Annotated in this window: 27 protein-coding genes; 18 read left to right on the top strand and 9 right to left on the bottom strand. The window is 71.4% G+C overall.

All coding sequences use genetic code 11. The features are described from left to right. Positions 1-58 precede the first annotated feature (58 nt). On the bottom strand, positions 59-1231 hold the full coding sequence (locus BT364_RS19720; RefSeq protein WP_072486514.1) for an adenylate/guanylate cyclase domain-containing protein: 1173 nt from the start codon (positions 1229-1231) through the stop codon (positions 59-61). Between the two features lie 535 nt (positions 1232-1766). Continuing rightward, a complete protein-coding gene (locus BT364_RS19725; protein WP_072486515.1) occupies positions 1767-2633 on the bottom strand; it encodes a biotin--[acetyl-CoA-carboxylase] ligase in 867 nt (288 codons plus the stop codon). A gap of 134 nt (positions 2634-2767) precedes the next feature. Here BT364_RS19725 and BT364_RS19730 point away from each other — a divergent pair, with 134 nt between their 5' ends. From BT364_RS19730 to BT364_RS19740, 4 genes are all read left to right on the top strand, one after another. Continuing rightward, positions 2768-4351 carry an acyl-CoA carboxylase subunit beta gene (locus BT364_RS19730; protein ID WP_072486516.1) on the top strand — a complete coding sequence of 528 codons (1584 nt, stop codon included), beginning with the start codon at positions 2768-2770 and terminating at the stop codon, positions 4349-4351. 14 nt (positions 4352-4365) lie between these two features. Further along, positions 4366-4587 (top strand): acyl-CoA carboxylase epsilon subunit, encoded by a 222-nt coding sequence (locus BT364_RS19735; RefSeq protein WP_072486517.1) that lies wholly within the window; start codon positions 4366-4368, stop codon positions 4585-4587. Positions 4588-4742: 155 nt separating this feature from the next. Further along, on the top strand, positions 4743-4871 hold the full coding sequence (mmpB, locus tag BT364_RS43110; RefSeq protein WP_256260081.1) for a morphogenic membrane protein MmpB: 129 nt from the start codon (positions 4743-4745) through the stop codon (positions 4869-4871). Between the two features lie 42 nt (positions 4872-4913). Then, positions 4914-5525, top strand: coding sequence for a nucleoside triphosphate pyrophosphatase (locus BT364_RS19740; protein ID WP_072486518.1), 612 nt, complete (start codon positions 4914-4916; stop codon positions 5523-5525). A gap of 27 nt (positions 5526-5552) precedes the next feature. Here BT364_RS19740 and BT364_RS19745 read toward each other — a convergent pair whose 3' ends face one another. Next, the gene (locus tag BT364_RS19745) at positions 5553-6014 is read right to left on the bottom strand and encodes a hypothetical protein (RefSeq protein WP_072486519.1); all 462 of its coding nucleotides are present in this window, start codon (positions 6012-6014) and stop codon (positions 5553-5555) included. A 410-nt stretch (positions 6015-6424) separates the two neighbouring features. Here BT364_RS19745 and BT364_RS19750 point away from each other — a divergent pair, with 410 nt between their 5' ends. Further along, positions 6425-8179 carry an acetyl/propionyl/methylcrotonyl-CoA carboxylase subunit alpha gene (locus tag BT364_RS19750; protein ID WP_072486520.1) on the top strand — a complete coding sequence of 585 codons (1755 nt, stop codon included), beginning with the start codon at positions 6425-6427 and terminating at the stop codon, positions 8177-8179. Positions 8180-8326: 147 nt separating this feature from the next. Continuing rightward, entirely contained in the window at positions 8327-8926 is a 600-nt protein-coding gene (locus BT364_RS19755) for a TetR/AcrR family transcriptional regulator (protein ID WP_072486521.1), read from the top strand. 146 nt (positions 8927-9072) lie between these two features. On the opposite strand, the gene BT364_RS19760 is transcribed toward BT364_RS19755, so the two are convergent. Then, positions 9073-10053: a DeoR/GlpR family DNA-binding transcription regulator gene (locus tag BT364_RS19760; protein WP_072486522.1), complete on the bottom strand. Its 981-nt coding sequence runs from the start codon at positions 10051-10053 to the stop codon at positions 9073-9075. Between the two features lie 197 nt (positions 10054-10250). Continuing rightward, on the bottom strand, positions 10251-11690 hold the full coding sequence (locus BT364_RS19765) for an NAD(P)H-quinone dehydrogenase (RefSeq protein WP_072486523.1): 1440 nt from the start codon (positions 11688-11690) through the stop codon (positions 10251-10253). A gap of 249 nt (positions 11691-11939) precedes the next feature. On the opposite strand from BT364_RS19765, the gene BT364_RS19770 reads away from it, so the two are divergent. The 3 genes from BT364_RS19770 to BT364_RS19780 all read left to right on the top strand — a co-directional run bounded on the left by BT364_RS19770 (position 11940) and on the right by BT364_RS19780 (position 15003). Beyond that, positions 11940-12377 carry a gamma-glutamylcyclotransferase family protein gene (locus BT364_RS19770; protein WP_072486709.1) on the top strand — a complete coding sequence of 146 codons (438 nt, stop codon included), beginning with the start codon at positions 11940-11942 and terminating at the stop codon, positions 12375-12377. 101 nt (positions 12378-12478) lie between these two features. Continuing rightward, the gene (locus BT364_RS19775; protein WP_072486524.1) at positions 12479-13303 is read left to right on the top strand and encodes a purine-nucleoside phosphorylase; all 825 of its coding nucleotides are present in this window, start codon (positions 12479-12481) and stop codon (positions 13301-13303) included. A 59-nt stretch (positions 13304-13362) separates the two neighbouring features. Beyond that, positions 13363-15003, top strand: coding sequence for a phospho-sugar mutase (locus BT364_RS19780; RefSeq protein ID WP_072486525.1), 1641 nt, complete (start codon positions 13363-13365; stop codon positions 15001-15003). Between the two features lie 154 nt (positions 15004-15157). Here the strand turns inward: BT364_RS19780 and BT364_RS19785 are convergent, their stop codons facing one another. Continuing rightward, positions 15158-15817: a PH domain-containing protein gene (locus tag BT364_RS19785; protein ID WP_072486526.1), complete on the bottom strand. Its 660-nt coding sequence runs from the start codon at positions 15815-15817 to the stop codon at positions 15158-15160. 124 nt (positions 15818-15941) lie between these two features. On the opposite strand from BT364_RS19785, the gene deoC reads away from it, so the two are divergent. From deoC to BT364_RS19800, 3 genes are read left to right on the top strand one after another with little or no spacing between them, the layout of a single operon-like run. Then, positions 15942-16904 carry a deoxyribose-phosphate aldolase gene (gene deoC, locus BT364_RS19790; RefSeq protein WP_072486710.1) on the top strand — a complete coding sequence of 321 codons (963 nt, stop codon included), beginning with the start codon at positions 15942-15944 and terminating at the stop codon, positions 16902-16904. A gap of 5 nt (positions 16905-16909) precedes the next feature. Further along, positions 16910-18349 (top strand): aldehyde dehydrogenase family protein, encoded by a 1440-nt coding sequence (locus tag BT364_RS19795; protein ID WP_072486527.1) that lies wholly within the window; start codon positions 16910-16912, stop codon positions 18347-18349. After that, positions 18339-19295: an aldehyde dehydrogenase family protein gene (locus tag BT364_RS19800; RefSeq protein WP_072486528.1), complete on the top strand. Its 957-nt coding sequence runs from the start codon at positions 18339-18341 to the stop codon at positions 19293-19295. The genes BT364_RS19795 and BT364_RS19800 overlap by 11 nt, the downstream gene beginning before the upstream one ends. Before the next feature lie 66 nt (positions 19296-19361). Here the strand turns inward: BT364_RS19800 and BT364_RS19805 are convergent, their stop codons facing one another. Continuing rightward, a complete protein-coding gene (locus tag BT364_RS19805) occupies positions 19362-19781 on the bottom strand; it encodes a hypothetical protein (RefSeq protein WP_072486529.1) in 420 nt (139 codons plus the stop codon). Between the two features lie 63 nt (positions 19782-19844). Here BT364_RS19805 and BT364_RS19810 point away from each other — a divergent pair, with 63 nt between their 5' ends. Then, the gene (locus tag BT364_RS19810) at positions 19845-20552 is read left to right on the top strand and encodes a uridine kinase family protein (RefSeq protein WP_072486530.1); all 708 of its coding nucleotides are present in this window, start codon (positions 19845-19847) and stop codon (positions 20550-20552) included. A 133-nt stretch (positions 20553-20685) separates the two neighbouring features. Here the strand turns inward: BT364_RS19810 and BT364_RS19815 are convergent, their stop codons facing one another. Then, on the bottom strand, positions 20686-21447 hold the full coding sequence (locus BT364_RS19815; RefSeq protein WP_072486531.1) for a SigE family RNA polymerase sigma factor: 762 nt from the start codon (positions 21445-21447) through the stop codon (positions 20686-20688). A gap of 192 nt (positions 21448-21639) precedes the next feature. Here BT364_RS19815 and afsQ1 point away from each other — a divergent pair, with 192 nt between their 5' ends. From afsQ1 to BT364_RS19840, 5 genes are all read left to right on the top strand, one after another. After that, positions 21640-22317 carry a two-component system response regulator AfsQ1 gene (gene afsQ1 / locus BT364_RS19820; RefSeq protein WP_176729344.1) on the top strand — a complete coding sequence of 226 codons (678 nt, stop codon included), beginning with the start codon at positions 21640-21642 and terminating at the stop codon, positions 22315-22317. Further along, positions 22314-23852, top strand: a complete 1539-nt coding sequence (locus BT364_RS19825; protein WP_072486533.1) for a sensor histidine kinase — start codon at positions 22314-22316, stop codon at positions 23850-23852. The genes afsQ1 and BT364_RS19825 overlap by 4 nt, the downstream gene beginning before the upstream one ends. Next, positions 23852-24469, top strand: coding sequence for a GerMN domain-containing protein (locus BT364_RS19830; RefSeq protein WP_072486534.1), 618 nt, complete (start codon positions 23852-23854; stop codon positions 24467-24469). Before BT364_RS19825 ends, BT364_RS19830 begins: the two co-directional genes overlap by 1 nt. A 109-nt stretch (positions 24470-24578) precedes the next feature. Next, entirely contained in the window at positions 24579-25127 is a 549-nt protein-coding gene (locus BT364_RS19835; protein WP_072486535.1) for a VanZ family protein, read from the top strand. Positions 25128-25221: 94 nt separating this feature from the next. After that, on the top strand, positions 25222-25422 hold the full coding sequence (locus BT364_RS19840) for a PspC domain-containing protein (RefSeq protein ID WP_072486536.1): 201 nt from the start codon (positions 25222-25224) through the stop codon (positions 25420-25422). A gap of 72 nt (positions 25423-25494) precedes the next feature. On the opposite strand, the gene BT364_RS19845 is transcribed toward BT364_RS19840, so the two are convergent. Beyond that, positions 25495-25809 carry a hypothetical protein gene (locus BT364_RS19845; RefSeq protein WP_072486537.1) on the bottom strand — a complete coding sequence of 105 codons (315 nt, stop codon included), beginning with the start codon at positions 25807-25809 and terminating at the stop codon, positions 25495-25497. Positions 25810-25827: the final 18 nt, after the last annotated feature.

Below are 25827 nucleotides of genomic sequence, written 5' to 3' on the forward strand. Positions count from 1 at the left end.
CGGAGGGATCCTATGGCGCGGCCCCGACAGCGGCCCCGGGAGTGTCCGGGCCCGGGATTCAGGAGGTGGTGCGGCGGGCCAGCAGCCAGGGCTCCACCACGCCGAGGCCGCGCACCGGGCGCTGCCACATCGGCTGCAGCCCGTAGCGGTACTTGGGCAGGGCGACCGGCTCCACGCCTTCCTGGCGCTCCTTCTCGGCCACCGCGGCCTCCTCCGCCGCCTGCGCCTCGGAGGCCGGGGCGTCGCCGGTACGGGTCAGCTCCTCGGCGAAGGCCCCGTCCACCAGCACGGCGTCCTTCGGCGCTATCGACGTCAGCCGGCTGGCGAGGTTCACCGTCGTACCGAAGACATCGCCCATCCGGGTGGTGACCGTGCCGAACGCGATGCCCACGCGCAGCGCCGGCATGATCTCGTCCTGGGTCATCGCCTCGATCAGGCGCAGCGCGATCTCGGCCGCGGTGCCCGCGTCGTCGGCGGCGAAGAGGACCTCGTCGCCGAGGGTCTTGATGAGACGGCCGCCGTGGGCGGCCACCAGGTCGGCCGAGGTGGTCTCGAAGGCCTCGACCAGCTCGCCGAGCTCCTCCTCCTCCAGCCGCCGGGTCAGCCGGGTGAACCCGACGAGGTCGGCGAAGCCGACGGCCAGGCGGCGGTCGACCATCTCCTCGTCGTCGGCGGCCTGCACGACCCGCCCGGTGGCGGCGGCCAGCTGGCGCCGCCACACATAGACCAGGAACTCCTGGAGCTCCGGGAGCAGCAGCTCGATCAGCGGGTACGTGACCTCGGTACGGGTCATTCCGGGCTCGGGCGGCTCGGTCAGCCCTTCCAGGAAGGAGTCGATCTGCCACTCCGCCAGCCGGGCGGTGGTCTGCCCGGTGGACCGGGCCACCTGGATCGCCATCGGTTCGCTGAGCAGCCCCGCCTCGACGAGACCGGCGAGCCGGCGCAGCGCCAGCACATCGGCCTCGGTGAGCGCCTTGGCCTGCCCGATGTCGGCGAAGCCCATGGCCCGCCAGAACCGGGAGGCCAGATCCATCGAGACACCGGCGGTACGGGCCGCCTGGAACGGCGTGTAGCGACGGTCGGCGCCCAGGATCAGCTGTTCCAGCCGGATCGCGAGGGGGTCGTCGGTCGGTTCCGCCGTATGGTCGACTTCGTGATGCGGTGTCGCGTGGACCGAGGGTTCCGACGGGGGCTGTGCGCCCGCACCGGAGGTCGTGTCGTCGACGGTCACCAGCCGCCTCCTGCCCGTTCCCTGCGCACTGCCCTGCCGATCTGTCGGTGGATCGCCTCAACGATACGGCAGGTGTGCCGTGGCTCACGCCCCTATGGCGTCCCGGAATGTTCCTGGGTGGGCCGGGGGGCGTGGGTGGTTTCGGTCAGTGGGTGGTTTCCAGGAGGGCACGGTCTTCATGCCCCGAGGCCTCCCGGAACGATGCCTGGGTGGGCCGGGGGGCGTGGGTGGTTTCGGCCGGCGGGTGGTTTCTAAGTCGTCCCGGAATGTTCCTGGGTGAGCCAGGGGGCGTGGGTGGTTTCGGTCGGTGGGTGGTTTCCAGGAGGGCACGGTCTTCATGCCCCGGGTACGTGTTCGGGTGGGCCGGGAGGCTCGGCAGGGCAGGCACCAGTGAGTGGCCGACAGACGCCACGAGACCCCCGCGCGCAGGCCCTTCGAATGCCGGGCGAGGCGATTTCAGCCCGTCCGGCGATTGAGGACAAAAAGGCAGCCGGACAGCCCCGGCGAGCCGGTCCGCGTCGCGGCAGCCCGGCCCTCAGGCCAGGCCGCCCCCCGCGCCCCGCAGGTGGACGATGTCGGCGGCCGACACCGGTTCCTGGAGGCCGTCGTCGGTGGACAGGATCAGGCGGCCGTCGCTGTCGATCGCCACCGCTTCGGCGGTGAGCGTGCGGTCGCCGGGCAACTGGGCCCGTACCGTCCGGCCGAGCGTCGCGCAGCCCGCCGCGTACGCCTCCTGGAGGCCGCTCGCCGCCGCGTCGCCGTCCGCCGCGCGCCACTGGCCGTACCAGTGCTCCAGCGAGCGCAGCACGCCCCGCAGCAGGGTGTCGCGGTCGGTGGAGACGGCCCCGGCCAGGGCCAGCGAGCCGGCCGTGGGGACGGGCAGCTCATCGGCGCGCAGGGAGACGTTGAGGCCCATGCCGACGACGACGCCGTCCCCGGCGCGCTCGGCCAGGATGCCGCCCGCCTTGCGCTCCATGCCCTCCACCGTGACCAGGAGGTCGTTGGGCCACTTCAGGGCCGTGTCGACGCCCGCGGCACGCGCCAGGCCGGTCGCGGCGGCGACGCCCGTGAGCAGCGGCAGCCAGCCCCACCGTTCGGCGGGGACGTCGCCCGGCTCCAGGTAGACGGAGAAGAACAGGCCCGAACGGGCCGGAGCCGTCCAGGTGCGGTCGAGGCGGCCCCGGCCCGCGGTCTGCTCCTCGGCGACCAGCACGGTGCCCTCGTCGAGCCCTGCCGCCGCCCGCCGGGCGAGCTCGGTGTTGGTGGACCCGATGGTCTCCACGACGTCGAGCGAGGTCCACAGGCCGCCCGGCCGCAGCAGTCCGCGGCGCAGCGCGGCGACGTTCAGGGGCGGCCGGTCCAGGTCCGACCAACGGTTCTGAAACGCATCCGAAGGTGTCATGCAAGCCAGACTAGGTGTGGCAAACGACGCACTGCCGAACCGTATCCGCGCCGATACCCTACGGATCAGTAGGTGTTTCAGTACCTGATCAGCAGCACAGTCGTCCCCGTGACCAGGCAGGGAGCCGCCACCCGATGTCCGAGCCGGAAGAGACCGACATCCACACGACCGCGGGCAAGATCGCGGACCTGCAGCGCCGAATCGACGAGGCGACGCACGCGGGCTCCGCGCGCGCGGTCGAGAAGCAGCACGCCAAGGGCAAGTTGACCGCGCGCGAACGGGTCGACCTGCTGCTCGACGAGGGTTCCTTCGTGGAGCTCGACGAATTCGCCCGGCACCGCTCCACCAACTTCGGCATCGAGAAGAACCGCCCGTACGGAGACGGCGTCGTGACCGGCTACGGGACGGTCGACGGCCGCCCCGTCTGCGTCTATTCGCAGGACTTCACCATCTTCGGCGGCTCGCTCGGCGAGGTCTACGGTGAGAAAATCGTCAAGGTGATGGACTTCGCGCTGAAGACCGGCTGCCCGGTCATCGGCATCAACGACGGCGGCGGCGCCCGGATCCAGGAAGGCGTGGCCGCGCTCGGTCTGTTCGCGGAGATCTTCCGCCGCAATGTGCACGCCTCGGGTGTCGTGCCGCAGATCTCGCTGATCGTCGGACCGTGCGCGGGCGGCGCGGTCTACTCCCCCGCGATCACCGACTTCACGGTCATGGTCGACCAGACCTCGCACATGTTCATCACCGGCCCCGACGTCATCAAGACGGTCACCGGCGAGGACGTCGGCTTCGAGGAGCTCGGCGGCGCCCGCACCCACAACACCACCTCCGGTGTGGCGCACCACATGGCGGGCGACGAGAAGGACGCCATCGAGTACGTCAAGTCGCTGCTGTCGTACCTCCCTTCGAACAACCTGTCCGAGGCGCCCGCCTTCCCCGAGGCGGCCGACCTCGCCACCACGGACGAGGACCGCGAGCTCGACACCCTCATCCCGGACTCGGCGAACCAGCCGTACGACATGCACACCGCCATCGAACACGTGCTGGACGACGGCGAGTTCCTGGAGACCCAGGCCCTGTTCGCGCCGAACATCATCACCGGCTTCGGGCGCGTCGAGGGCTACCCGGTCGGCATCGTCGCCAACCAGCCGATGCAGTTCGCGGGCTGCCTCGACATCAACGCGAGCGAGAAGGCCGCGCGCTTCGTCCGCACCTGCGACGCCTTCAACGTGCCCGTGCTGACCTTCGTGGACGTCCCCGGCTTCCTGCCCGGCGTCGACCAGGAGTACGGCGGCATCATCCGCCGCGGCGCCAAGCTGATCTACGCCTACGCCGAGGCGACCGTCCCGCTGATCACCGTGATCACCCGCAAGGCGTTCGGCGGCGCGTACGACGTCATGGGATCCAAGCACCTGGGCGCCGACATCAACCTCGCCTGGCCGACCGCGCAGATCGCGGTGATGGGCGCGCAGGGAGCGGTGAACATCCTGCACCGCCGGACGATCGCCGCCGCCGAGGACCAGGACGCGACCCGTGCCGAGCTGATCGCCGACTACGAGGACACGCTGCTCAACCCGTACGTGGCGGCCGAACGCGGTTACGTCGACGCGGTGATCATGCCGTCCGACACCCGCGCCCACATCGTGAAGGGGCTGCGCCAGCTGCGTACCAAGCGGGAATCGCTGCCCCCGAAGAAGCACGGCAACATCCCCCTCTAGAAAGGGCCCTGGCCATGATCAAGGTCGTACGGGGCAACCCGACCCCTGAGGAACTGGCCGCCGCCCTGGCGGTGGTGCGGGCGCGCGCCGCGGCGACGATGTCCGACGAGCCGTCCGGCACGCCGGCCGGCGGGCCGGCGCTGCCCGGCCAGTGGTCCGACCCGGGACGCATCGCCCGGCGCACACGTCATCTGCCGGGGCCGCGGGCCTGGGCCCGGACGTACTGGCCCGGGTAGGCGCGGGAACATCCCTTCGCACACGTTTCCGGAGGTCCGGGCCTCTTCGGGTCCGGGCCTCCGGTGCGTCCGGGCGCGATCTGGCCCGTACGCACCACGGTGGTTGAGTACCCGTACTCAGGCGCGCCGTCCGCCGCGGCAGCAGGATCGTTTCCATGCTGTGGTCCGACCCCGAGAACAAGCCGCCGAAGGAACTGCGCGACGCCCAGGACATGATGCGTCGTGCGGGGCTGGTGCTCGCTCTCGCGATGGTGGTCGCGATGTTCGTGGCCGGCATGCGCTGAGCGGGGCCGGGGCCGGGCCGGGGCCGGTCCGCCTCTTCTACGATGGCGCGTATGACTGATCAGCGCCGTCTCGTGCTCGCCTCCGCCTCCCCCGCCCGTCTCGGTCTGCTGCGGCAGGCCGGCTTCGCGCCCGAGGTGATCGTCAGCGGAGTGGACGAGGACGCGCTGAGCGCCCCGACACCGGCCGAGCTGGCGCTCGTGCTCGCCGAGGCCAAGGCCGCGGCGGTGGCCGGCCGGGCGGAGGCGGCGGGTGCTCTGGTCATCGGCTGCGACTCGGTGCTCGAACTCGACGGCGAGGCGCTCGGCAAGCCGGCCGACGGCGAGGAGGCCATCGCCCGCTGGAAGTCCATGCGCGGCCGGGCCGGGGTGCTGCAGACGGGCCACAGCGTGATCGACACCGCGACCGGACGCACCGCCTCGGCGACCGCCTCCACGACCGTCCGCTTCGGCGAACCGACGGACGCCGAGATCGCCGCCTACGTGGCCACCGGCGAGCCGCTCCACGTCGCGGGCGCCTTCACCCTGGACGGCCGTTCGGCACCGTTCGTCGACTCCATCGACGGCGACCACGGCAATGTCGTCGGGCTCTCGCTGCCACTGCTGCGCCGGCTGCTGGGCGAGCTGGGGATCTCCGTCACCGAACTCTGGGTCTGAGAGCCGACGGGGCCGACCCGGCCCGGCTCAGACCGGCGCCGGAGCGCTCGCTCCGGCGCCAGCGGCGGGTTCGCCGGCGGGTTCGTCCGATCGGGTGCCGTACGCCACCAGCGTCAGCACTATCAGCCCGAGCACCACCATCAGGATCGCGAACGCGGTCCAGCCGACCAGGCCGACCGTCAGCGCGCCCAGCACCCCGTGCACCACGGCGCAGAGGATCAGGACGATGCGGGCGAAGCGGCCGGGGGCCCGGTCGCGGATGCCGGCCAGCAGCAGGAGCAGGCCGCACAGCAGCAGGTACAGGCCGAAGACGCCGCCCATCGCCCAGGTGCCGTTGGCCATGACGGCGGGGTCCATCCCGGCCAGCGACATGTCCTGGTTCTTGACCACCGTCGCCAGGATGCCGTTGATGAGCACGATGCCCACGGCTTCCGCGAACAGCACGAGCGCGGTCACGAACGCCACCGGTCTGCGCACCACGGTGCTCACCCCCTGTTACCTGCAGTACGTTGCGATAGCGCGGACCCTACTAACGGGTAATGCTCCGGACAAGGGTCCGGGCGATCTCCACCTCCGCCCCGCGCGCGGCGCGTGCGCGGGCGCACTCGTCGCGTACCCCTTGTCGCGGCTCTCGTGCGTCGCGCAAAGAATCGTTCGCCCATTAGTGGGGACTCGACAAAGAAACGCGAAAAGTCGCAGCTCGTCCGAACAGAGACCTGGACCACACCTCGTGGCTACTGTGCGGTCATGAAACCCGGCGTACCGTGGTGCCACAAGGGATTTCGCGACTTGAGCAAGCCTCCAATCACACTCCGTGTGGGCAAGCTCACCATTGGGGACGGGTCGTAGGGCCGTGTCGGTAGTCCCTAAACTCAGCTTGTTTCAAGGAGGGAGCCATCGTGCGCAAGGTGCTCATCGCCAACCGTGGCGAAATTGCTGTCCGTGTTGCTCGGGCATGCCGGGATGCCGGGATCGGGAGCGTGGCCGTCTACGCAGACCCGGACCGCGACGCTCTGCATGTGCGCGCGGCCGACGAGGCATTCGCTCTGGGCGGTGACACCCCGGCCGCCAGTTATCTGGACATGGCCAAGGTGCTCCAGGCTGCCAAGGACTCCGGGGCCGACGCGATCCACCCGGGCTACGGCTTCCTGTCGGAGAACGCCGAGTTCGCCCAGGCCGTGCTCGACGCGGGTCTGACCTGGATCGGCCCGCCGCCGCAGGCGATCCGGGACCTCGGCGACAAGGTCGCGGCGCGGCACATCGCGCAGCGTGCCGGGGCCCCGCTGGTGGCCGGCACGCCCGACCCGGTCGAGGGCTCCGCCGAGGTCGTGGCCTTCGCCGAGCAGCACGGGCTGCCGATCGCGATCAAGGCCGCCTTCGGTGGAGGCGGTCGCGGGCTGAAGGTGGCGCGCACGCTGGAGGAGATCCCGGAGCTGTACGACTCCGCGGTCCGTGAGGCCGTCGCGGCGTTCGGCCGGGGCGAGTGCTTCGTGGAGCGTTACCTCGACCGGCCGCGTCACGTCGAGACGCAGTGCCTGGCCGACACCCACGGCAACGTGGTCGTGGTCTCCACCCGTGACTGCTCGCTCCAGCGCCGCCACCAGAAGCTGGTCGAGGAGGCCCCGGCCCCGTTCCTGTCGGACGAGCAGAACGCGGAGCTGTACGCGGCGTCCAAGGCCATCCTGAAGGAGGCCGGCTACGTCGGCGCCGGCACGGTGGAGTTCCTGGTCGGCACGGACGGCACCATCTCGTTCCTGGAGGTCAACACCCGCCTCCAGGTCGAGCACCCGGTGACCGAGGAGGTCAGCGGCCTCGACCTCGTACGCGAGATGTTCCGCATCGCCGACGGCGAGGCGCTGGGCTACGACGACCCGGCCGTGCGCGGGCACTCCTTCGAGTTCCGGATCAACGGCGAGGACCCGGGCCGCGGCTTCCTGCCCGCCCCGGGCACCGTCACCACGTTCGCCCCGCCGACCGGCCCCGGCATCCGCCTCGACGCGGGTGTGGAGTCCGGCTCCGTCATCGGCCCCGCCTGGGACTCGCTGCTGGCGAAGCTGATCGTGACCGGTGCGACCCGCGAGCAGGCGCTCCAGCGTGCCGCCCGTGCGCTGGCCGAGTTCAACGTCGAGGGCATGGCCACCGCCATCCCGTTCCACCGCGCGGTCGTCACCGACCCGGCGTTCACCAGCGAACCGTTCCAGGTCCACACCCGCTGGATCGAGACCGAGTTCGTCAACGAGATCAAGCCCTTCACCGCCACCGCCGACGCGGAGGCCGAGGAGGAGGCCGGCCGCGAGACGGTCGTCGTCGAGGTCGGCGGCAAGCGCCTTGAGGTCTCCCTGCCCTCCTCGCTCGGCATGAGCCTGGCCCGTACCGGGCTCGCCGCGGGCGCCAAGCCCAAGCGCCGCGCCGCGAAGAAGAGCGGTTCGGCGGTCTCCGGCGACACCCTGGCATCCCCGATGCAGGGCACCATCGTCAAGATCGCGGTCGAAGAGGGCCAGCAGGTCCAGGAGGGCGACCTGATCGTCGTCCTGGAGGCCATGAAGATGGAGCAGCCGCTGAACGCGCACCGCTCCGGCACCGTCAAGGGTCTTGCCGCCGAGGTCGGCAGCTCGGTCTCCTCCGGCGCCGTCATCTGCGAGATCAAGGACTGATCGGGCGGTATCCGACGTTCCACCGGGGCCCCTGCCGAGTCGTGCGACTCGGCAGGGGCCTCTGTCGTGCGCCACTCCGCGCGGCCTCACTCCTGCGGAGGCGATGGCATCCTGGACCCCGGGGCGGAAGAAAGGGAGGACTGTGCCATGGCGATCAGTGCGGCACCGACACCGGCCCGGCCGATGCGCGCCGACGCGCGCCGGAACTACGGCCGGCTGCTGAGCGAGGCCCGGACCGCCTTCGCGGAGCACGGCACCGACGCGTCCCTGGAGGACATCGCGCGGCGCGCGGGCGTGGGGATCGGCACGCTGTACCGGCACTTCCCGAACCGGCACGCGCTGATGAACGCGGTCTTCCAGGAGGCCCTGACGTCCCTGATCACCCGTTCCCGTGAGCTCGCGGGGGCGGAGCAGCCGTGCCGGGGCCTGGTGGAGTGGCTGGGCGCGATCATCACCCACGCGGGTGAGTACCGCGGGCTCGCGCAGGCGCTCATGTCGACGTCGCGGGACGAGACTTCGGCCCTGGCGCAGTGCAATGTGCCGTTGCGCGAGGCGGGGGCGGCGTTGCTGGCGCGAGCGCAGGCGAGCGGGGCCGTGCGGTCGGATGTGTCGATCGACGACCTGATGCAGCTGACGAACGCGATCGCGCTGGCTGCCGAACAGTCGCCGGACGACCCGGAGTTGGCGGAGCGGCTGCTGATGCTGACCTTGCAGGGGCTGAAGGGGCCGAGCGCTGAGGGGTGTTGAGGGGTTGGGGGCGGTACGTCGCGGTCCGCTGCGCGGGGCTGTTCCCCGACCCGCCCCTTCCCGTATCCGGGGCTCCGCCCCGGACCCCGCGCCTCAAACGCCGGCGAGGCCGGAATCTCGCCCCCGGCGATTCGAGGACCCGCTTTCTACCTGCGTCGCAGGTCCGCGACCCTTGCCCGGTCTCCCGGGCCCTGGCCCTGCTCCGTCAGGGATGCGGCGCTCCGTAGCTGCTGCGGGCCCGGGGTCCCGGGGCCGCCCCCATGGGTGCGGCGTTGTCCGGGCAGGGGCATGTCGCGGCGGCCCTGGCGGCCGCGCGGGAGGGGCTCGGCCTCTGCGGGACCGCCGCCCGAACCGGCCACCGCGATCTGTACGCCCTGGTCCGCCAGGGCCTGCAGTTCGGTGGCGGCGCGGTCGTCGTGGCCGGGGGGTTCGTCCGTCACCAGGCGGGTGATGAGGTCGGTCGGCACCGTCTGGAACATGGTGTCGGAGCCGAGCTTGGTGTGGTCGGCCAGGACCACCACCTCCGCGGCGGCCTGCACCAGCGCCCGGTCCACGCTCGCGGAGAGCATGTTGGACGTGGAGAGGCCGCGCTCCGCGGTGAGCCCGCTCCCGGAGAGGAACGCGCGCGAGACCCGCAGGCCCTGGAGGGACTGCTCGGCGCCGCTGCCCACCAGGGCGTAGTTGGAACCGCGCAGTGTGCCGCCGGTCATCACCACCTCCACCCGGTTGGCATGGGCCAACGCCTGGGCGACCAGGAGGGAGTTGGTGACGACGGTCAGGCCGGGGATCCGCGCGAGCCGGCGGGCCAGCTCCTGCGTGGTCGTACCGGCACCGACGACGATGGCCTCGCCCTCTTCGACGAGACCGGCGGCCAGGTCGGCGATGGCCGTCTTCTCCGCGGTGGCGAGATGGGATTTCTGCGGAATGCCGGACTCCCGCGTGAAACCGCCCGGCAGTACCGCACCGCCGTGCCGGCGGTCGAGGAGTCCTTCTGCCTCCAGTGCCCGCACGTCCCGCCGTACGGTCACTTCGGAGGTCTGGACGACGCGGGCGAGCTCACGGAGCGATACCGCCCCGTTGGCACGCACCATTTCGAGGATCAACTGACGACGTTCTGCAGCGAACACGAAACTGACAGTAACGTGACCGCCCGAGTGTTTTCAGCGGTTTGCTCCGAATAACGGAAGTTGTACTTACAAGGGGCCGCCAAGTGGTATGGGCGGCCCCGTTGTTGTTCTGTACTGACCGGACGGCGGTCACCGGACCGCCCGAGTTGACGGGACTTGCCGGAAGTTGCCGGGGTCTTCCGAGTTTCCGAAGGCGTTTACGCCTCGCCCGCGCGCTTACGGGTGTGCAACTGCCGGGCCACTTCCGCGATCGAACCCGACAGGGACGGATAGACGGTGAAGGCGTTTGCGATCTGTTCTACCGTCAAATTGTTGTCGACCGCGATCGAGATGGGGTGGATGAGTTCGCTGGCGCGCGGCGCGACGACACAGCCGCCGACCACGATGCCGGTGCCGGGGCGGCAGAAGATCTTGACGAAGCCGTCGCGGATGCCCTGCATCTTGGCGCGCGGGTTGCGCAGGAGCGGCAGCTTGACGACCCGGGCGTCGATCTTGCCGGCGTCGACGTCGGCCTGGGTGTAGCCGACGGTGGCGATCTCGGGGTCGGTGAAGACGTTCGAGGAGACCGTCTTCAGGTCCAGCGGGGCCACCGCGTCGCCGAGGAAGTGGTACATCGCGATCCGGCCCTGCATGGCGGCGACCGAGGCGAGGGCGAAGATCCCGGTGACGTCACCGGCCGCGTACACACCCGGGGCGCTGGTGCGGGAGACCTTGTCGGTCCAGATGTGGCCGGACTCCTTGAGCCGGACCCCGGCCTCCTCCAGGCCCATGCCCGCGCTGTTCGGGATCGCGCCGACCGCCATGAGGCAGTGCGAACCGGAGATGACCCGGCCGTCGGCGAGGGTGACCTCGACCCGGTCGCCGACGCGCTTGGCGGCCTGGGCGCGGGAGCGGGCCATGACGTTCATGCCGCGGCGCCGGAAGACGTCCTCCAGCACGGCGGCGGCGTCCGGGTCCTCGCCCGGCAGCACCCGGTCGCGGGACGAGACGAGGGTGACGCGCGAGCCGAGCGCCTGGTAGGCGCCCGCGAACTCGGCGCCGGTCACGCCGGAGCCGACCACGATGAGCTCCTCGGGCAGCTCGTCGAGGTCGTAGACCTGGGTCCAGTTCAGGATGCGCTCGCCGTCGGGGAGCGCGTCCGGTATCTCGCGGGGGTGGCCGCCGGTCGCGATCAGTACGGCGTCGGCGGTGAGCGTCTCCTCCGTGCCGTCGGCGGCGGTCACGACGACCTTGCGGGAGCCGTCGGCGGCCTGGAGGCCCTCCAGACGGCCGCGGCCGCGCATCACGCGGGCGCCGGCGCGGGTGACGGAGGCGGTGATGTCGTGGGACTGGGCGAGCGCCAGGCGCTTCACCCGTCGGTTGACCTTGCCCAGGTCGACGCCGACCACGCGGGCGGCCTGCTCGATGTGCGGGGTGTCGTCCGCGACGATGATGCCCAGTTCCTCGTACGAGGAGTCGAAGGTGGTCATCACCTCCGCCGTCGCGATCAGGGTCTTCGAGGGCACGCAGTCGGTGAGCACGGACGCGCCGCCGAGTCCGTCGCAGTCGACGACGGTCACCTCCGCGCCGAGCTGGGCGCCCACCAGTGCCGCCTCGTAGCCGCCGGGTCCGCCACCGATGATCACGATCCGGGTCACGAAAAGTCCGCCTCGCGTATGTCATCCCGCGGCCGTCTGCTGCCCCGGCCGGGGGTCCGGGGGAGCGCCCCGGGGGAATGCAGTACGTACTTCATTGTCCCGCACGCGCCAAGGTGCTTCGCCCCGGGGCCCTCCATACGTGCGCCGGGGCGTGCGCGCCGGGGCCCGGGGGCGGGAAGCGAAACCCTGTGGGTGGTCTTCCGCATCGGAGTCGACGTTCCCCCCTTCACCTCCCGTACCCTCGAACCCATGTCGCTCTACGCCGCGTACGCCGGCAACCTCGACGCGCGGCTGATGACGCGCCGCGCACCGCATTCCCCGCTGCGCGGCACCGGCTGGCTCAACGGCTGGCGGCTGACCTTCGGCGGGGAGCAGATGGGCTGGGAGGGCGCGCTCGCCACGGTGGTGGAGGCCCCCCGTTCCCAGGTCTTCGTGGCGCTGTACGACCTGGCGCCGATGGACGAGGACTCCATGGACCGGTGGGAGGGTGTCGGGCTCGACATCTACCGCCGGATGCGGGTGCGGGTGCACACCCTGGACGGCGAGGAGCCGGCCTGGATGTACGTGCTGAACGGCTACGAGGGCGGGCTGCCGTCCGCCCGCTATCTGGGTGAGATCGCCGACGCGGCGGAGTCCGCGGGCGCGCCGCACGACTATGTGATGGAACTGCGCAAGCGTCCCTGCTGACCTGCCGACCAGCGCTTTTGTGTGAAAGTACGAGCAAGTGGGCGCACGCTCTGCACAAGGGCATCTACGCGCGTAGGGAATCACCGGTTACCCTCATCCGCGTGAACGCATCAGTTATTCCGGACCACATCCAGGGCGACCCGTACGCCGCCGCCGCCGACGCCGCCGCCCGCCTGCGCGAGCTGACCGGTGCCGAGACCCACGACGTCGCGCTCGTGATGGGTTCCGGCTGGGCACCCGCGGGCGATGCGCTCGGCGCTCCGGAGGCCGAGTTCCCGGTGACCGAGCTGCCCGGGTTCCCGGCACCCGCCGTGCAGGGGCACGGCGGCTCGATCCGCTCGTACCGGATCGGCGAGAAGCGTGTCCTGGTCTTCCTCGGCCGCACGCACTTCTACGAGGGCCGGGGCGTCGCCGCCGTCGCGCACGGGGTCCGTACCGCCGTCGCGGCCGGGTGCGGGACCGTCGTCCTGACGAACGGCTGCGGCGGTCTGCGCGAGGGCATGCGCCCCGGTCAGCCGGTGCTGATCAGCGACCACATCAACCTGACGGCGGCCTCCCCGATCGTCGGCGCCAACTTCGTCGACCTGACCGATCTGTACTCGCCGCGGCTGCGCGCGCTGTGCAAGGAGGTCGACGAGACGCTCGAAGAGGGCGTGTACGTGCAGTTCACCGGCCCGCACTACGAGACGCCGGCCGAGATCAACATGGTCCGCGTGATGGGCGGCGACCTGGTCGGCATGTCCACCGTGCTCGAAGCCATCGCCGCGCGCGAGGCCGGTGCCGAGGTGCTGGGCATCTCGCTGGTCACCAACCTCGCGGCCGGGCTGAGCGGGGAGCCGCTCAACCACGAAGAGGTGCTGCAGGCGGGGCGGGACTCGGCGACCCGGATGGGTTCGCTGCTGGCCCGGGTGCTCGACCGGATCTGAGCCCCCGCGCCCCGCACGCCGGCGAGGCCGAACTCCCACACCGCAGAAAGGCGGACACCGTGCAGCAGGACCTCATCGCGCAGGCCAGGACATGGCTCGCGGAGGACCCCGACCCCGAGACCCGCGAGGAGCTCGCCGGGCTCATCGAGTCCGAGGATCTCGACGAGCTCGCCGCACGGTTCTCCGGCACCCTGCAGTTCGGCACCGCCGGGCTCCGCGGTGAGCTGGGGGCCGGGCCGATGCGGATGAACCGCTCCGTCGTCATCCGGGCGGCGGCCGGGCTCGCCGCGTACCTGAAGACGCAGGGGCAGGGCGGCGGGCTCGTCGTCATCGGGTACGACGCCCGGTACAAGTCCGCCGACTTCGCCCGCGACACCGCCGCCGTGATGAGGGGTGCGGGCCTGCGGGCGGCGGTGCTCCCCCGCCCGCTGCCCACCCCCGTGCTCGCGTACGCCATAAGGCACCTGGGTGCCGTCGCGGGCGTCGAGGTGACCGCCAGCCACAATCCGCCGCGGGACAACGGCTACAAGGTCTATCTCGGCGACGGCTCGCAGATCGTTCCCCCGGCGGACGGCGAGATCGCCGACGCGATCGCCGCGGTCGGCCCGCTCGACGGCGTGCCCCGCCCCGACGACGGCTGGGAGGTCCTCGGCGAGGAGGTCCTGGCGGCCTATCTGGCCCGCACGGACGCCGTGCTCGCCGCCGGGTCGCCGCGTACCGCCCGGGTCGTGTACACCGCCATGCACGGGGTCGGCACGTCCGTGCTGACCGCCGCCTTCGACCGGGCCGGGTTCCCCGCGCCGGTGCTCGTCGCCGAACAGGCCGAGCCCGACCCGGCGTTCCCGACCGTCGCCTTCCCCAACCCGGAAGAGCCCGGCGCGATGGACCTCGCCTTCGCGACCGCGCGCCGCGCGGACCCCGACCTCGTCATCGCCAACGACCCGGACGCCGACCGCTGCGCCGTCGCCGTCCCGGACCCCGGTGCCGACGGCGGCTGGCGGATGCTGCGCGGCGACGAGGTGGGGGCGCTGCTCGCCGCCCATCTGGTGGACCGGGGTGCCACCGGTGTCTTCGCCGAGTCGATCGTCTCGTCCTCGCTGCTCGGCCGGATCGCCGAGAAGGCGGGCAACGGCTACGAGGAGACGCTGACCGGCTTCAAGTGGATCGCCCGGGTGGACGGGCTGCGGTACGGGTACGAGGAGGCGCTCGGCTACTGCGTCGACCCCGAGGGCGTACGCGACAAGGACGGGATCACGGCCGCGCTGCTCGTCGCCGAGCTCGCCTCCGTGCTCAAGGAGCAGGGGCGCACGCTCCTCGATCTCCTCGACGACCTCGCGGTCGCCCACGGGCTGCACGCCACCGACCAGCTGTCGGTCCGGGTGAAGGACCTGTCGGTCATCTCCGACGCCATGGCGCGGCTGCGCGAGCAGCCGCCGACCGCGCTCGCGGGCCTCGCCGTCACCTCCGCCGAGGACCTGGCGCGGGGCACGGAGCAGCTGCCGCCCACCGACGGGCTCCGCTACCACCTCCGGGGCGCCCGGGTGATCGTCCGCCCGAGCGGCACCGAGCCGAAGCTCAAGTGCTATCTGGAGGCCGTGGTGCCGGTCGGTTCGGCGGACGAGCTGCCGGCGGCCCGTGCGAAGGGTGCGGAGCTGCTCGCCGGGATCAAGCGCGATCTGGCGGCCGCGGCCGGGATCTGAGCGGGAGCGGGGCAGTCGGCGCGGGACCCCGGGGCGTCATCCGAAGCGGCCGTTCACGTAGTCGGCGGTCCGGGGGTCCTGCGGGGAGTCGAGCATCTCGCCGGTCGGCCGTGTTCGACGACGACGCCGGGCGTGCCCCGCATCGACTCCGGCCTCAGCCGGTCGCGAACAGCACCACGAGCAGCACCGCGCCCGCCACCGCCGGTGCGATCACCTCGTACGCCCAGCGCACCGAGACGGACGGCTCCGTGGAGTCCGCGGCCGCCGAGGAGGCACCCGCGCCCGCCTTCGCCCGCTCCACCAGCTCGCGCAGATCGGCCATGGTCTGGTCGGCCGACGCCATCCGGGCCTTGGTGTCACGGACATCGGCCTGCACGGACGTGCGGTCGTACGGGTCGTCCAGCGACCGCCGGGACTGCTGCCGGGCCGCCTTCTTCCGCTGCCGCAGCGAGACCGGCACCGCCCACAGCTGGTACTTGGCGCCGCCCTCGGTGAACAGCTCGCTCGAATACCCGGCCCGCAGATCGGAGACCTCGGTCCACGGCATGGTGATCGTCCGGAACGGGTTACGGATCCGGATGCGCCGGTCGTTGGCGAGCACGACGGGCCGCAGCGTGAACGCGACGACCAGCGGCACCGCGGTCAGCATCCCCGCCACCGCCAGCCACCGCACCCGGCTGTCCCCGCGGATCGCGGCGTCCCCGCCGATCCAGAAGATGAGCAGAAGCAGCAGGACGCCCCCGACGATCCCGGCGGGCGAGCGGAAGGTCCGGTCGGCGTAGACCGGCTCGGCGGGTGGTGTGGGGCTCGTCATGGGCCCGATTCTGCCTGACGGGCGCAAGGGACGCCGGGGCGGCCGCCCCGGGACCGCATCCCGCGCGGAGAGGTGGGCCCCCTGTACAGGTCGCTACGCGCGTAGATATGCTCCTCTGGTGACCATGCCCACCACAGCTCCTGCATTCTCCGACGCGACCGCGTCCGACAGTGCGCTGCGCCGCTTCCTGCACGGGCTGCCCGGCGTCGACGCCGTCGGCCTCGAAGCGCGCGCCGCGTCCCTCGGCACCCGTTCGATCAAGACGACGGCCAAGGCCTACGCCATCGACCTGGCCATCTCGATGATCGACCTGACGACGCTGGAAGGCGCGGACACCCCGGGCAAGGTCCGGGCCCTCGCCGCCAAGGCCGTCCATCCCGACCCGACCGACCGCACGACCCCGCGCACCGCGGCGGTCTGCGTCTACCCCGACATGGCGGCGACCGCCGTCGCCGCGCTGGCCGGTTCCGGCGTGAAGGTGGCGTCGGTGGCGACGGCCTTCCCCGCCGGCCGCGCCGCACTCGACGTGAAGCTCGCGGACGTCCGCGACGCCGTGGCCGCCGGGGCCGACGAGATCGACATGGTGATCGACCGGGGAGCCTTCCTCTCCGGCCGCTATCTGAAGGTGTACGAGGAGATCCTCGCCGTGAAGGCCCAGTGTGCGCGGGCCGACGGCACCGACGCCCGCCTGAAGGTGATCTTCGAGACGGGCGAGCTGTCCACGTACGACAACATCCGCCGCGCCTCCTGGCTCGGCATGCTGGCCGGCGCCGACTTCATCAAGACCTCGACCGGCAAGGTCGCCACGAACGCCACGCCCGCGAACACCCTGCTGATGCTGGAGGCCGTGCGCGACTTCCGCGCGCAGACCGGTGTGCAGATCGGCGTGAAGCCGGCCGGCGGCATCCGTACGTCCAAGGACGCGGTCAAGTTCCTGGTGCTGGTGAACGAGACCGCGGGCGAGGACTGGCTGGACAACCACTGGTTCCGCTTCGGCGCCTCCAGCCTGCTGAACGATCTGCTGATGCAGCGCCAGAAGCTCAGCACCGGCCGTTACTCCGGCCCCGATTACGTGACGGTGGACTGATCCCCATGGCATCTGCATTCGAGTACGCCCCCGCCCCCGAGTCGCGCTCGGTCGTCGACATCGCCCCCTCGTACGGGCTGTTCATCGACGGCGAGTTCACCGAGGCGGCCGACGGCAAGGTCTTCAAGACCGTCTCGCCGAGCAGCGAAGAGGTGCTCTCCGAGGTCGCGCAGGCCGGCGCGGCCGACGTCGACCGGGCCGTGAAGGCGGCCCGCAAGGCTTTCGAGAAGTGGTCGGCACTGCCCGGCTCCGAGCGCGCCAAGTACCTCTTCCGGATCGCCCGGATCATCCAGGAGCGCAGCCGCGAGCTCGCCGTCCTCGAAACCCTCGACAACGGCAAGCCGATCAAGGAGACCCGCGACGCGGACCTCCCGCTGGTCGCGGCACACTTCTTCTACTACGCGGGCTGGGCCGACAAGCTGGACCACGCCGGCTACGGCGCGAACCCGCGCCCGCTCGGTGTCGCGGGCCAGGTCATCCCGTGGAACTTCCCGCTGCTCATGCTCGCGTGGAAGATCGCCCCGGCGCTCGCCACCGGCAACACGGTGGTCCTCAAGCCCGCCGAGACGACCCCGCTCTCCGCGCTGTTCTTCGCGGACATCTGCCGCCAGGCGGGCCTGCCCAAGGGTGTCGTGAACATCCTCACCGGGTACGGCGACGCGGGCGCCGCCCTCGTCGCGCACGAGGACGTGAACAAGGTCGCGTTCACCGGCTCGACCGCGGTCGGCAAGGCCATCGCCCGCCAGGTCGCCGGTACGGACAAGAAGGTCACCCTCGAACTCGGCGGCAAGGGCGCCAACATCGTCTTCGACGACGCCCCGGTCGACCAGGCCGTCGAGGGCATCGTCACCGGGATCTTCTTCAACCAGGGCCAGGTCTGCTGCGCGGGCTCGCGGCTCCTGGTCCAGGAGTCGGTCCAGGACGAGGTGCTGGACGCGCTGAAGCGCCGGCTGTCCACGCTCCGGCTCGGCGACCCGCTGGACAAGAACACCGACATCGGCGCGATCAACTCCGCGGAGCAGCTCGCCCGGATCACCGCACTCGCCGAGACGGGCGAGGCGGAGGGCGCCGAACGCTGGACCGCCCCCTGCGAACTCCCCTCCGCCGGTTACTGGTTCGCCCCGACGCTGTTCACCGACGTCACCCAGGCGCACACCATCGCCCGCGACGAGATCTTCGGCCCGGTGCTGTCGGTGCTGTCGTTCCGCACGCCCGACGAGGCGGTCGCCAAGGCCAACAACAGCCAGTACGGCCTCTCGGCCGGCATCTGGACGGAGAAGGGCTCCCGCATCCTCGCGGTGGCGAACAAGCTCCGGGCGGGCGTCGTCTGGGCCAACACGTTCAACAAGTTCGACCCGACCTCGCCCTTCGGCGGCTACAAGGAGTCGGGCTTCGGCCGCGAAGGCGGCCGTCACGGTCTGGAGGCGTACCTCGATGTCCGATAACCGTCTGAGCGTCTTCAAGACCTACAAGCTGTACGTCGGGGGCAAGTTCCCCCGCTCCGAGAGCGGCCGGGTGTACGAGGTGACGGACTCGAAGGGCAAGTGGCTGGCGAACGCCCCCCAGTCCTCCCGCAAGGACGCGCGCGACGCGGTCGTGGCCGCCCGCAAGGCGTTCGGCGGCTGGTCGGGGGCGACCGCGTACAACCGCGGCCAGATCCTCTACCGCGTCGCGGAGATGCTGGAGGGCCGCAAGGACCAGTTCGTACGGGAAGTGGCGGACGCGGAGGGCCTGTCGAAGTCCAAGGCGGCGGCCGTCGTCGACGCGGCGATCGACCGCTGGGTCTGGTACGCGGGTTGGACCGACAAGATCGGCCAGGTCGTGGGCGGGGCGAACCCGGTCGCGGGCCCGTTCTTCAACCTGTCCACCCCCGAGCCGACCGGTGTGGTCACGGTCCTGGCACCCCAGGAGTCGTCGTTCCTGGGCCTGGTCTCGGTGATCGCCCCGGTGATCGCGACCGGCAACACGGCCGTCGTCATCGCTTCGGCGGACTCCCCGCTGCCCGCGCTCTCGCTGGGCGAGGTGCTGGCCACCTCCGACCTGCCGGGCGGAGTGGTGAACATCCTGTCGGGGAAGACCTCGGAGATCGCGACGCCGCTCGCCTCCCACCAGGACGTCAACGCCATCGACCTCACGGGCGCCGACGCCGCACTGGCGAAGGAGCTGGAGATCGCAGCAGCGGACAACCTGAAGCGGGTCCTCCGCCCACCCGTCTCCCGCCACCACCCCGAGAAGGGAGCGCAGAGCGCTGCACCTTCCTCCGCTGTGGACAGCGATGGCACCGCGGACTGGACGGCCGATCCGGGCACCCACCGCCTGACGGCCTTCCTGGAGACCAAGACGGTCTGGCACCCGACGGGCGCCCTGGGCGTCTCGGGCTCCTCGTACTGACCGGATCCCCGCACGGCAACGGCCTGTTCCTCCGGCACCCCGGAGGAACAGGCCGCTCCCGGCTGCTCAACCGCCGTGCACCGCCTGCGCCACCGGCCCGACCAGCGGCAGGTCCTTCAGCGCACCGCCGCTGGTCAGCGGGTCGGTGACGGCGGCCGTGGACACCGGCTCGAAGTCGGCGAGCTGCGTACCCACCGCGTTGTCCAGCGGATCCGCGCCGGTACCGGCCAGCGGGTCGAGCCGCAGATGCGTCACCGGGGCGGTGCCGTTGCTGAGCGAGTGGCCGAGCGCCCCGGTCACCGCGCCCCCGGCGGCCTCCCCGGCCTCGCCGAGGCCGGTGTCGGCGCCCACGACCGGCACGTGGGGCAGCGGCGCCGCCTGGGCCGCCGCACCCCCCGCACCGAGCGCGGCACCCACCGCGGTGACGGTCAGACCTGCCCTGAGCAGAGCGCGGCGCCGGGACCTGGAAAGTGCATGACGTGCCATGAAGTTCCCACCTGATCGAGACGATCGAGTAATCAGCTGAGTACGTAGAGTAGTTGAGGTGTGATGCTCGATACCAACACGGGCACCGGGGGATCCCCTGCGCGGGTCAATGCCTCACACTCGTGTTCTGTGAATTCCCAACCGATCCCGACCCGCGTGGTGCTGCTCGCGGGCCCTTCCGGCTCCGGCAAGTCCTCCCTCGCCGCCCGCACCGACCTGCCGGTGCTGCGCCTGGACGACTTCTACAAGGAGGGCGACGACCCCACGCTGCCGCTCGTTCCCGGCGGTACGGACATCGACTGGGACTCCGCACAGTCCTGGGACGCCGACGCCGCGGTCGCCGCGATCGAGGAGCTCTGCCGCACGGGGCGCACCCACGTCCCGGTCTACGACATCTCCACCAGCTCCCGGGTCGACCGGGAGGCCCTCCACATCGAGCGCACGCCGCTGTTCGTGGCCGAGGGGATCTTCGCGGCGGACATAGTCGAGCGGTGCCAGGAGCTGGGCGTACTGGCGGACGCACTGTGCCTTCGCGGCCGTCCGACGACGACGTTCCGCCGCCGGCTGCTGCGGGACCTGCGCGAGGGACGCAAGTCGGTGCCGTTCCTGCTGCGGCGCGGGTGGCGGCTGATGCGGGCGGAGCGGCGGATCGTGGCGCGGCAGACGGCACTGGGTGCGCATCCCTGCGGCAAGGAAGAGGCGCTGGGCCGGCTGGCCGCGGCGGCGGCGGGCCGCTGCCGACGGGCGCCCGCCGCACGCGGGACGGCATAGCAGGCCCCCGTACACACGCGAACGGGGCCGGACAGGCCCCCCCGGCCCGTCCGACCCCGCAGCACTTCCCCCGTACTCCGCCGCCTCCCCCGAAGCAGCGGCCCCGTGATCCCCCCCCGTGTCCCCCCTCGCCTCAGGCCACCAGCTCGCCGAAGGACTCCTCCTCGTCACGGCCGAAGCTGAGGACCTCGTCCTCGCGCAGCCGGCGGAGCGACCGCCAGATGCTGGACTTCACCGTGCCGACACTGATGTCGAGGATGGCCGCGATCTCCGGATCGGTGCGGCCCTCGTAGTAACGGAGGACCAGCATCGTGCGCTGGAGTTCCGGCAGCCGCGCCAGCGCCTGCCAGAGCACGGCGCGCAGTTCCGTGCCGCGCATCGCGTCCGTGTCGCCCGCCGTCTCCGGCAGCTCCTCGGTCGGGTACTCGTTGAGCTTGCGCCTGCGCCAGGCGCTGATGTGCAGGTTCGTCATGGTGCGGCGCAGATAGCCGCCGACCGCCGCCTTGTCACTGATCCGGTCCCACGCCCGGTACGTCGAGAAGAGGGCGCTCTGCAGCAGGTCCTCGGCCTCGAACCGGTCGCCGGTCAGGTGGTAGGCGGTCGCGTACAGGGAGGCGCGGCGCTCCCGGACGTAGGCCGTGAACGCCGCTTCGGCGTCCTCGCCCTGCGCCGGGGACTTCCGCTCCCCCGTGCCCTCCCCGTACGCCTTGCCCCCGTTGTTCCCCCCGTTGCCCCCCACAGGCGCGTCAACCACCGTCATGTACGACGGGTGCTGACGCCCGGCGCCACGAACGCACCCCCGTCCACTCCCGGCGCCGGACTTCTCGCTACCCCGGCCGACATCGTGGAGACGCGTGACAACTGCGCTTGCGGTGATGCTGTGAGTTGCGTTCATCTCGCGCCCCCCATCGGTGGAGTCCGTCCGTTCCTTGTGCCAAAGAGCTTGCCGGGGCAGTTTCATGGCGTTGTCCGCCGACTGTCACAGGCCTGTCACAGGGCCTGCCGTCCGTGCGCCGGGGGCGTGCCGGAGGTATGAGTCGGCCCCAACTGTCGAACTGGGGCTCTGCCATGAGTCAGAATGACCAGCGTGCCTTTCCTGTTGCTGATCGAGGACGACGACGCCATCCGCACGGCCCTCGAACTCTCGCTGTCGCGCCAGGGCCACCGTGTGGCCACTGCGGCGACGGGAGAGGACGGCCTGAAACTGCTGCGTGAGCAGCGGCCCGACCTGATCGTGCTGGATGTGATGCTGCCCGGGATCGACGGCTTCGAGGTGTGCCGGCGCATCCGGCGCACCGACCAGCTGCCGATCATTCTGCTGACCGCGCGCAGCGACGACATCGACGTCGTGGTCGGGCTGGAGTCCGGTGCCGACGACTATGTGGTGAAACCCGTGCAGGGCCGGGTGCTCGACGCCCGCATCCGCGCGGTGCTGCGCCGCGGTGAACGCGAATCCACCGACTCCGCGTCCTTCGGGAACGTGGTGATCGACCGTTCCGCGATGACCGTGACCAAGAACGGGGAGGATCTGCAGCTCACGCCGACCGAGCTGCGCCTCCTGCTGGAGCTGAGCCGCCGGCCGGGCCAGGCCCTGTCGCGGCAGCAGTTGCTGCGGCTGGTCTGGGAACACGACTACCTCGGTGACTCCCGGCTGGTCGACGCGTGCGTGCAGCGGCTGCGGGCCAAGGTGGAGGACGTGCCGTCCTCGCCGACACTGATCCGTACCGTCCGGGGTGTGGGCTACCGGCTGGACTCGCCTCAGTGAGCAATGCCGTCAAACGGAGCCTGCTCACCGGGCTTCGCTGGACCAGTCTGCGGCTGCGTCTCGTCGTGGTGTTCGCGCTGGTGGCGCTGACCGCCGCGGTGTCCGCGTCGGGGATCGCGTACTGGCTGAACCGCGAGGCCGTGCTGACCCGTACCCAGGATTCCGCGCTCGGGGACTTCCGCCAGGAGATGCAGGGCCGGGCGGCCTCGCTGCCGCTCCATCCCACCAGGGACGATCTGCAGAACGCCGCCGTGCAGATGGCGAGCAGTTCGCCCGGCTACAGCGTGCTGCTGGTCGACGAGCGCGACACCGGCAAGCCGATCGTCGGCAACTCCGACCTGGACACCTTCACGCTCGACAACGTGCCACTGTCGCTCCAGAAGGCGGTCGACAAGAAGCAGCCGCTGGGAGCGGGCAACAAGTACGAGTACCACCTGTTCTGGCAGCGGACCAACATCCGCGGCACGCCGTACCTGGTGGGCGGTACGAAGATCATCGGCGGCGGTCCGACCGGCTACATGCTGAAGTCGCTCGACCAGGAACGGCAGGATCTCAACTCCCTCGCATGGTCCCTGGGGATCGCCACCGGGCTCGCGCTGATCGGCTCGGCACTGCTCGCGCAGGCCGCGGCGACGACCGTGCTGCGGCCCGTGCAGCGGCTCGGCGACGCCGCCCGCAAGCTCGGCGAGGGCAAGCTCGACACCCGGCTCGTGGTCTCCGGCACGGACGAACTGGCCGATCTCTCCCGTACGTTCAACAGGACCGCGAGCTCGCTGGAGAAGCGGGTCGCGGACATGAGCGCGCGGGACGAGGCGAGCCGACGGTTCGTCGCCGACATGTCGCACGAGCTGCGCACCCCGCTCACCGCGCTGACCGCCGTCACCGAGGTGCTGGAGGACGAGGCGGACAGCCTCGACCCGATGATCGCGCCCGCGGTACGCCTGGTGGTGAGCGAGACCCGGCGGCTGAACGACCTGGTGGAGAACCTGATGGAGGTCACCCGCTTCGACGCGGGTACGGCCCGGCTCGTCCTCGACACCGTCGACGTCGCGGACCAGGTCACCGCCTGCATCGACGTCCGCGCCTGGCTGGACGCGGTGGATCTGGACGCCGAGCGCGGCATGATGGTCCGCCTCGACCCGCGCCGGCTCGATGTGATCCTGGCGAACCTGATCGGCAACGCGCTCAAGCACGGCGGTTCGCCGGTACGGGTCGCGGTGCGGACCGAGGGCGACGAACTCGTCATCGAGGTCCGCGACCACGGACCCGGTATCCCCGAGGACGTGCTGCCGCATGTCTTCGACCGGTTCTACAAGGCCAGCGCCTCACGCCCGCGCTCCGAGGGCAGCGGCCTCGGCCTGTCGATCGCCATGGAGAACGCGCACATCCACGGCGGTGACATCACGGCCGCGAACTCACCGGACGGCGACGGCGCGGTGTTCGTACTGCGGCTGCCGCGCGATGCCGAGACGCTCACCCGTTCCGCCGACGGGCACGACACCGGGGACCAGGACGAGGAGGGCGACGCGACGTGATGGGCAGCGACAACCGCCGGGCGCGCCGTTCGGCCCTGGCACTGGCCGGGGCCGTGGCCGGCGCCGTGCTGGCCGCGGGCTGCGGGATCAGGTCCACCTCGGTGCCGGTGGACGCCGGGGCCGCGCCGTCCCAGGTGCCGTGCACGATGTCCGCGGAGAACATCACGACACAGGCCCTCAAGGGCATCCCCGTACAGATCTATCTGGTCTGCTCCTCGCAACTGGTCACGGTGGACCGCACGGTGCAGGCCGGCAAGAACGGCTCGGACCGGGTGCCGGTCGCGCAGGCGCTCCTGGACGAACTGCGGCGCAAGCCGCCGGCCGCGGAACGGCAGGCCGGATACTCCACGGCCGTCCCGGAGAACCTGCGGGTCGGCGCCGCCCGCACCGGCGACCGGCAGGGCACCCTGCGGCTCAGCGAGCAGCCGGAGGACCTGCGGTCCGAGGCGCTGGCGCAGATCGTGTGCACGTACGCGGAGAGCGACACGCTCGCCCCGGAAGGCACAGTGGTACTGGGCGGGCCCGGGAACTACGCGCCGCGCGGCTATCTGTGCACCTCGGAGATGAAGGCGAGACCGAAGACGGTCCCGACGCCGGTGACGGGCACCGGCGGCTGACCGGTCCTCGCCGGTCCGGCTGCCCGCCCTCCCGCGCCGGTCAGGCGCCCGACGGGCCGGATTCCGGGCCGGCGGAACCGATCCTGCCGTTCGCCGCGTCTTGGGGGGCGTGCGTCAAGGTTCGGACGGTCAAACCGTCATCCGTTTCCGCGCGGCCGGGGCAGCTCTCCTCCTCGCGCATCTGTTGCTCGTCGGGTGGCTGACGCTGCGCCCCCTCGACGTGCCGTGGACGACCGCCTCGAATCTTCAGCCGCTCGCCGGCATCAGAGCCGACCTGTCCCTCGGCCCGGTCGAGGCGACCCGCCGCATCGGTGAGGGGCTGCTGCTCCTCGCCCCGCTGGGCGTACTGCTGCCGATGGCCGGCGGCCGGCTCACCGTCTCGCCCTGGGCCTCGCTGGCCCGCACCGTCGCGGCGGGGTCACTGATCTCCACGACCATCGAACTGGCCCAGACCGGAGTGCCCGGACAGGTCGTCGACGTCGACTCGCTGCTGCTGAACACCACCGGTGTGGCGCTCGCCCATCTGCTCGTCGTCCCCATGTGCCGGGCGCGGCTGCGCCGCCGGAAGCAGGGGCGGGCCGGGGCGGTGCCCCACCCCAGGGACGAGGCCGGTCAGGGTGCGACCCCGACGATTCCCAGGGTCGGGATCGCCCCGTAGAGCGACGCTTTGCCCCCGTTCGCCGGGCCACCATGGAGCCATCGGGAGCACGACGGAGCTGCTCCCACAGCAACGGTTCGCGAAGGAGCCCACCATGGCCGCACTTGCCCGCCCCCGTGACGGACGCATGATCGGCGGAGTGTGCGCAGCGCTGGCAAGGCGCTTCGGCACCTCCGCGGGAACCATGCGCGTCATCTTCCTGGTCTCCTGCCTGCTGCCGGGGCCGCAGTTCCTGCTCTACCTAGCGCTGTGGCTGTTGTTCCCGTCCGAGAAGACGGCGGCCACCGCCTGGTGACCTCGTAGCGACAGATACGCCTGTGGGGCGGACACCCGGACCGGGTGTCCGCCCCACAGGCGTGTACGGGGATCAGACGCCGAGCGGAAGCCCGTTGGTCGACAGGCCGCTGGTCTTCATGCCGCCCGCGGGCAGACCGCCGAGCAGACCCTTGACCGGGGCGGTGGCGTCGCCGACGAGCTTCTGCTGGCCGGTGCCGAGGAGCTTGGTGGTCGTCTCCTGGGCCGGCAGACTCTGGGTCGCGGTCCCCAGTGCCGTGGTCGCGACCGGCAGGGCAGTGCCCGCGGCGTCGGCCGGCAGCACGGCGGCGGAGGCGGTACCCGCGGCGGCGGCGAAAGCGGCACCGAGAGCGGCAACGCCGAGAGTCCTGGCAGCAGACTGCTTCATGTGAAATTCATCCTTGGG

Source organism: Streptomyces atratus (genome assembly GCF_900119365.1).
GTDB classification, from domain to species: Bacteria; Actinomycetota; Actinomycetes; order Streptomycetales; family Streptomycetaceae; genus Streptomyces; species Streptomyces atratus_B.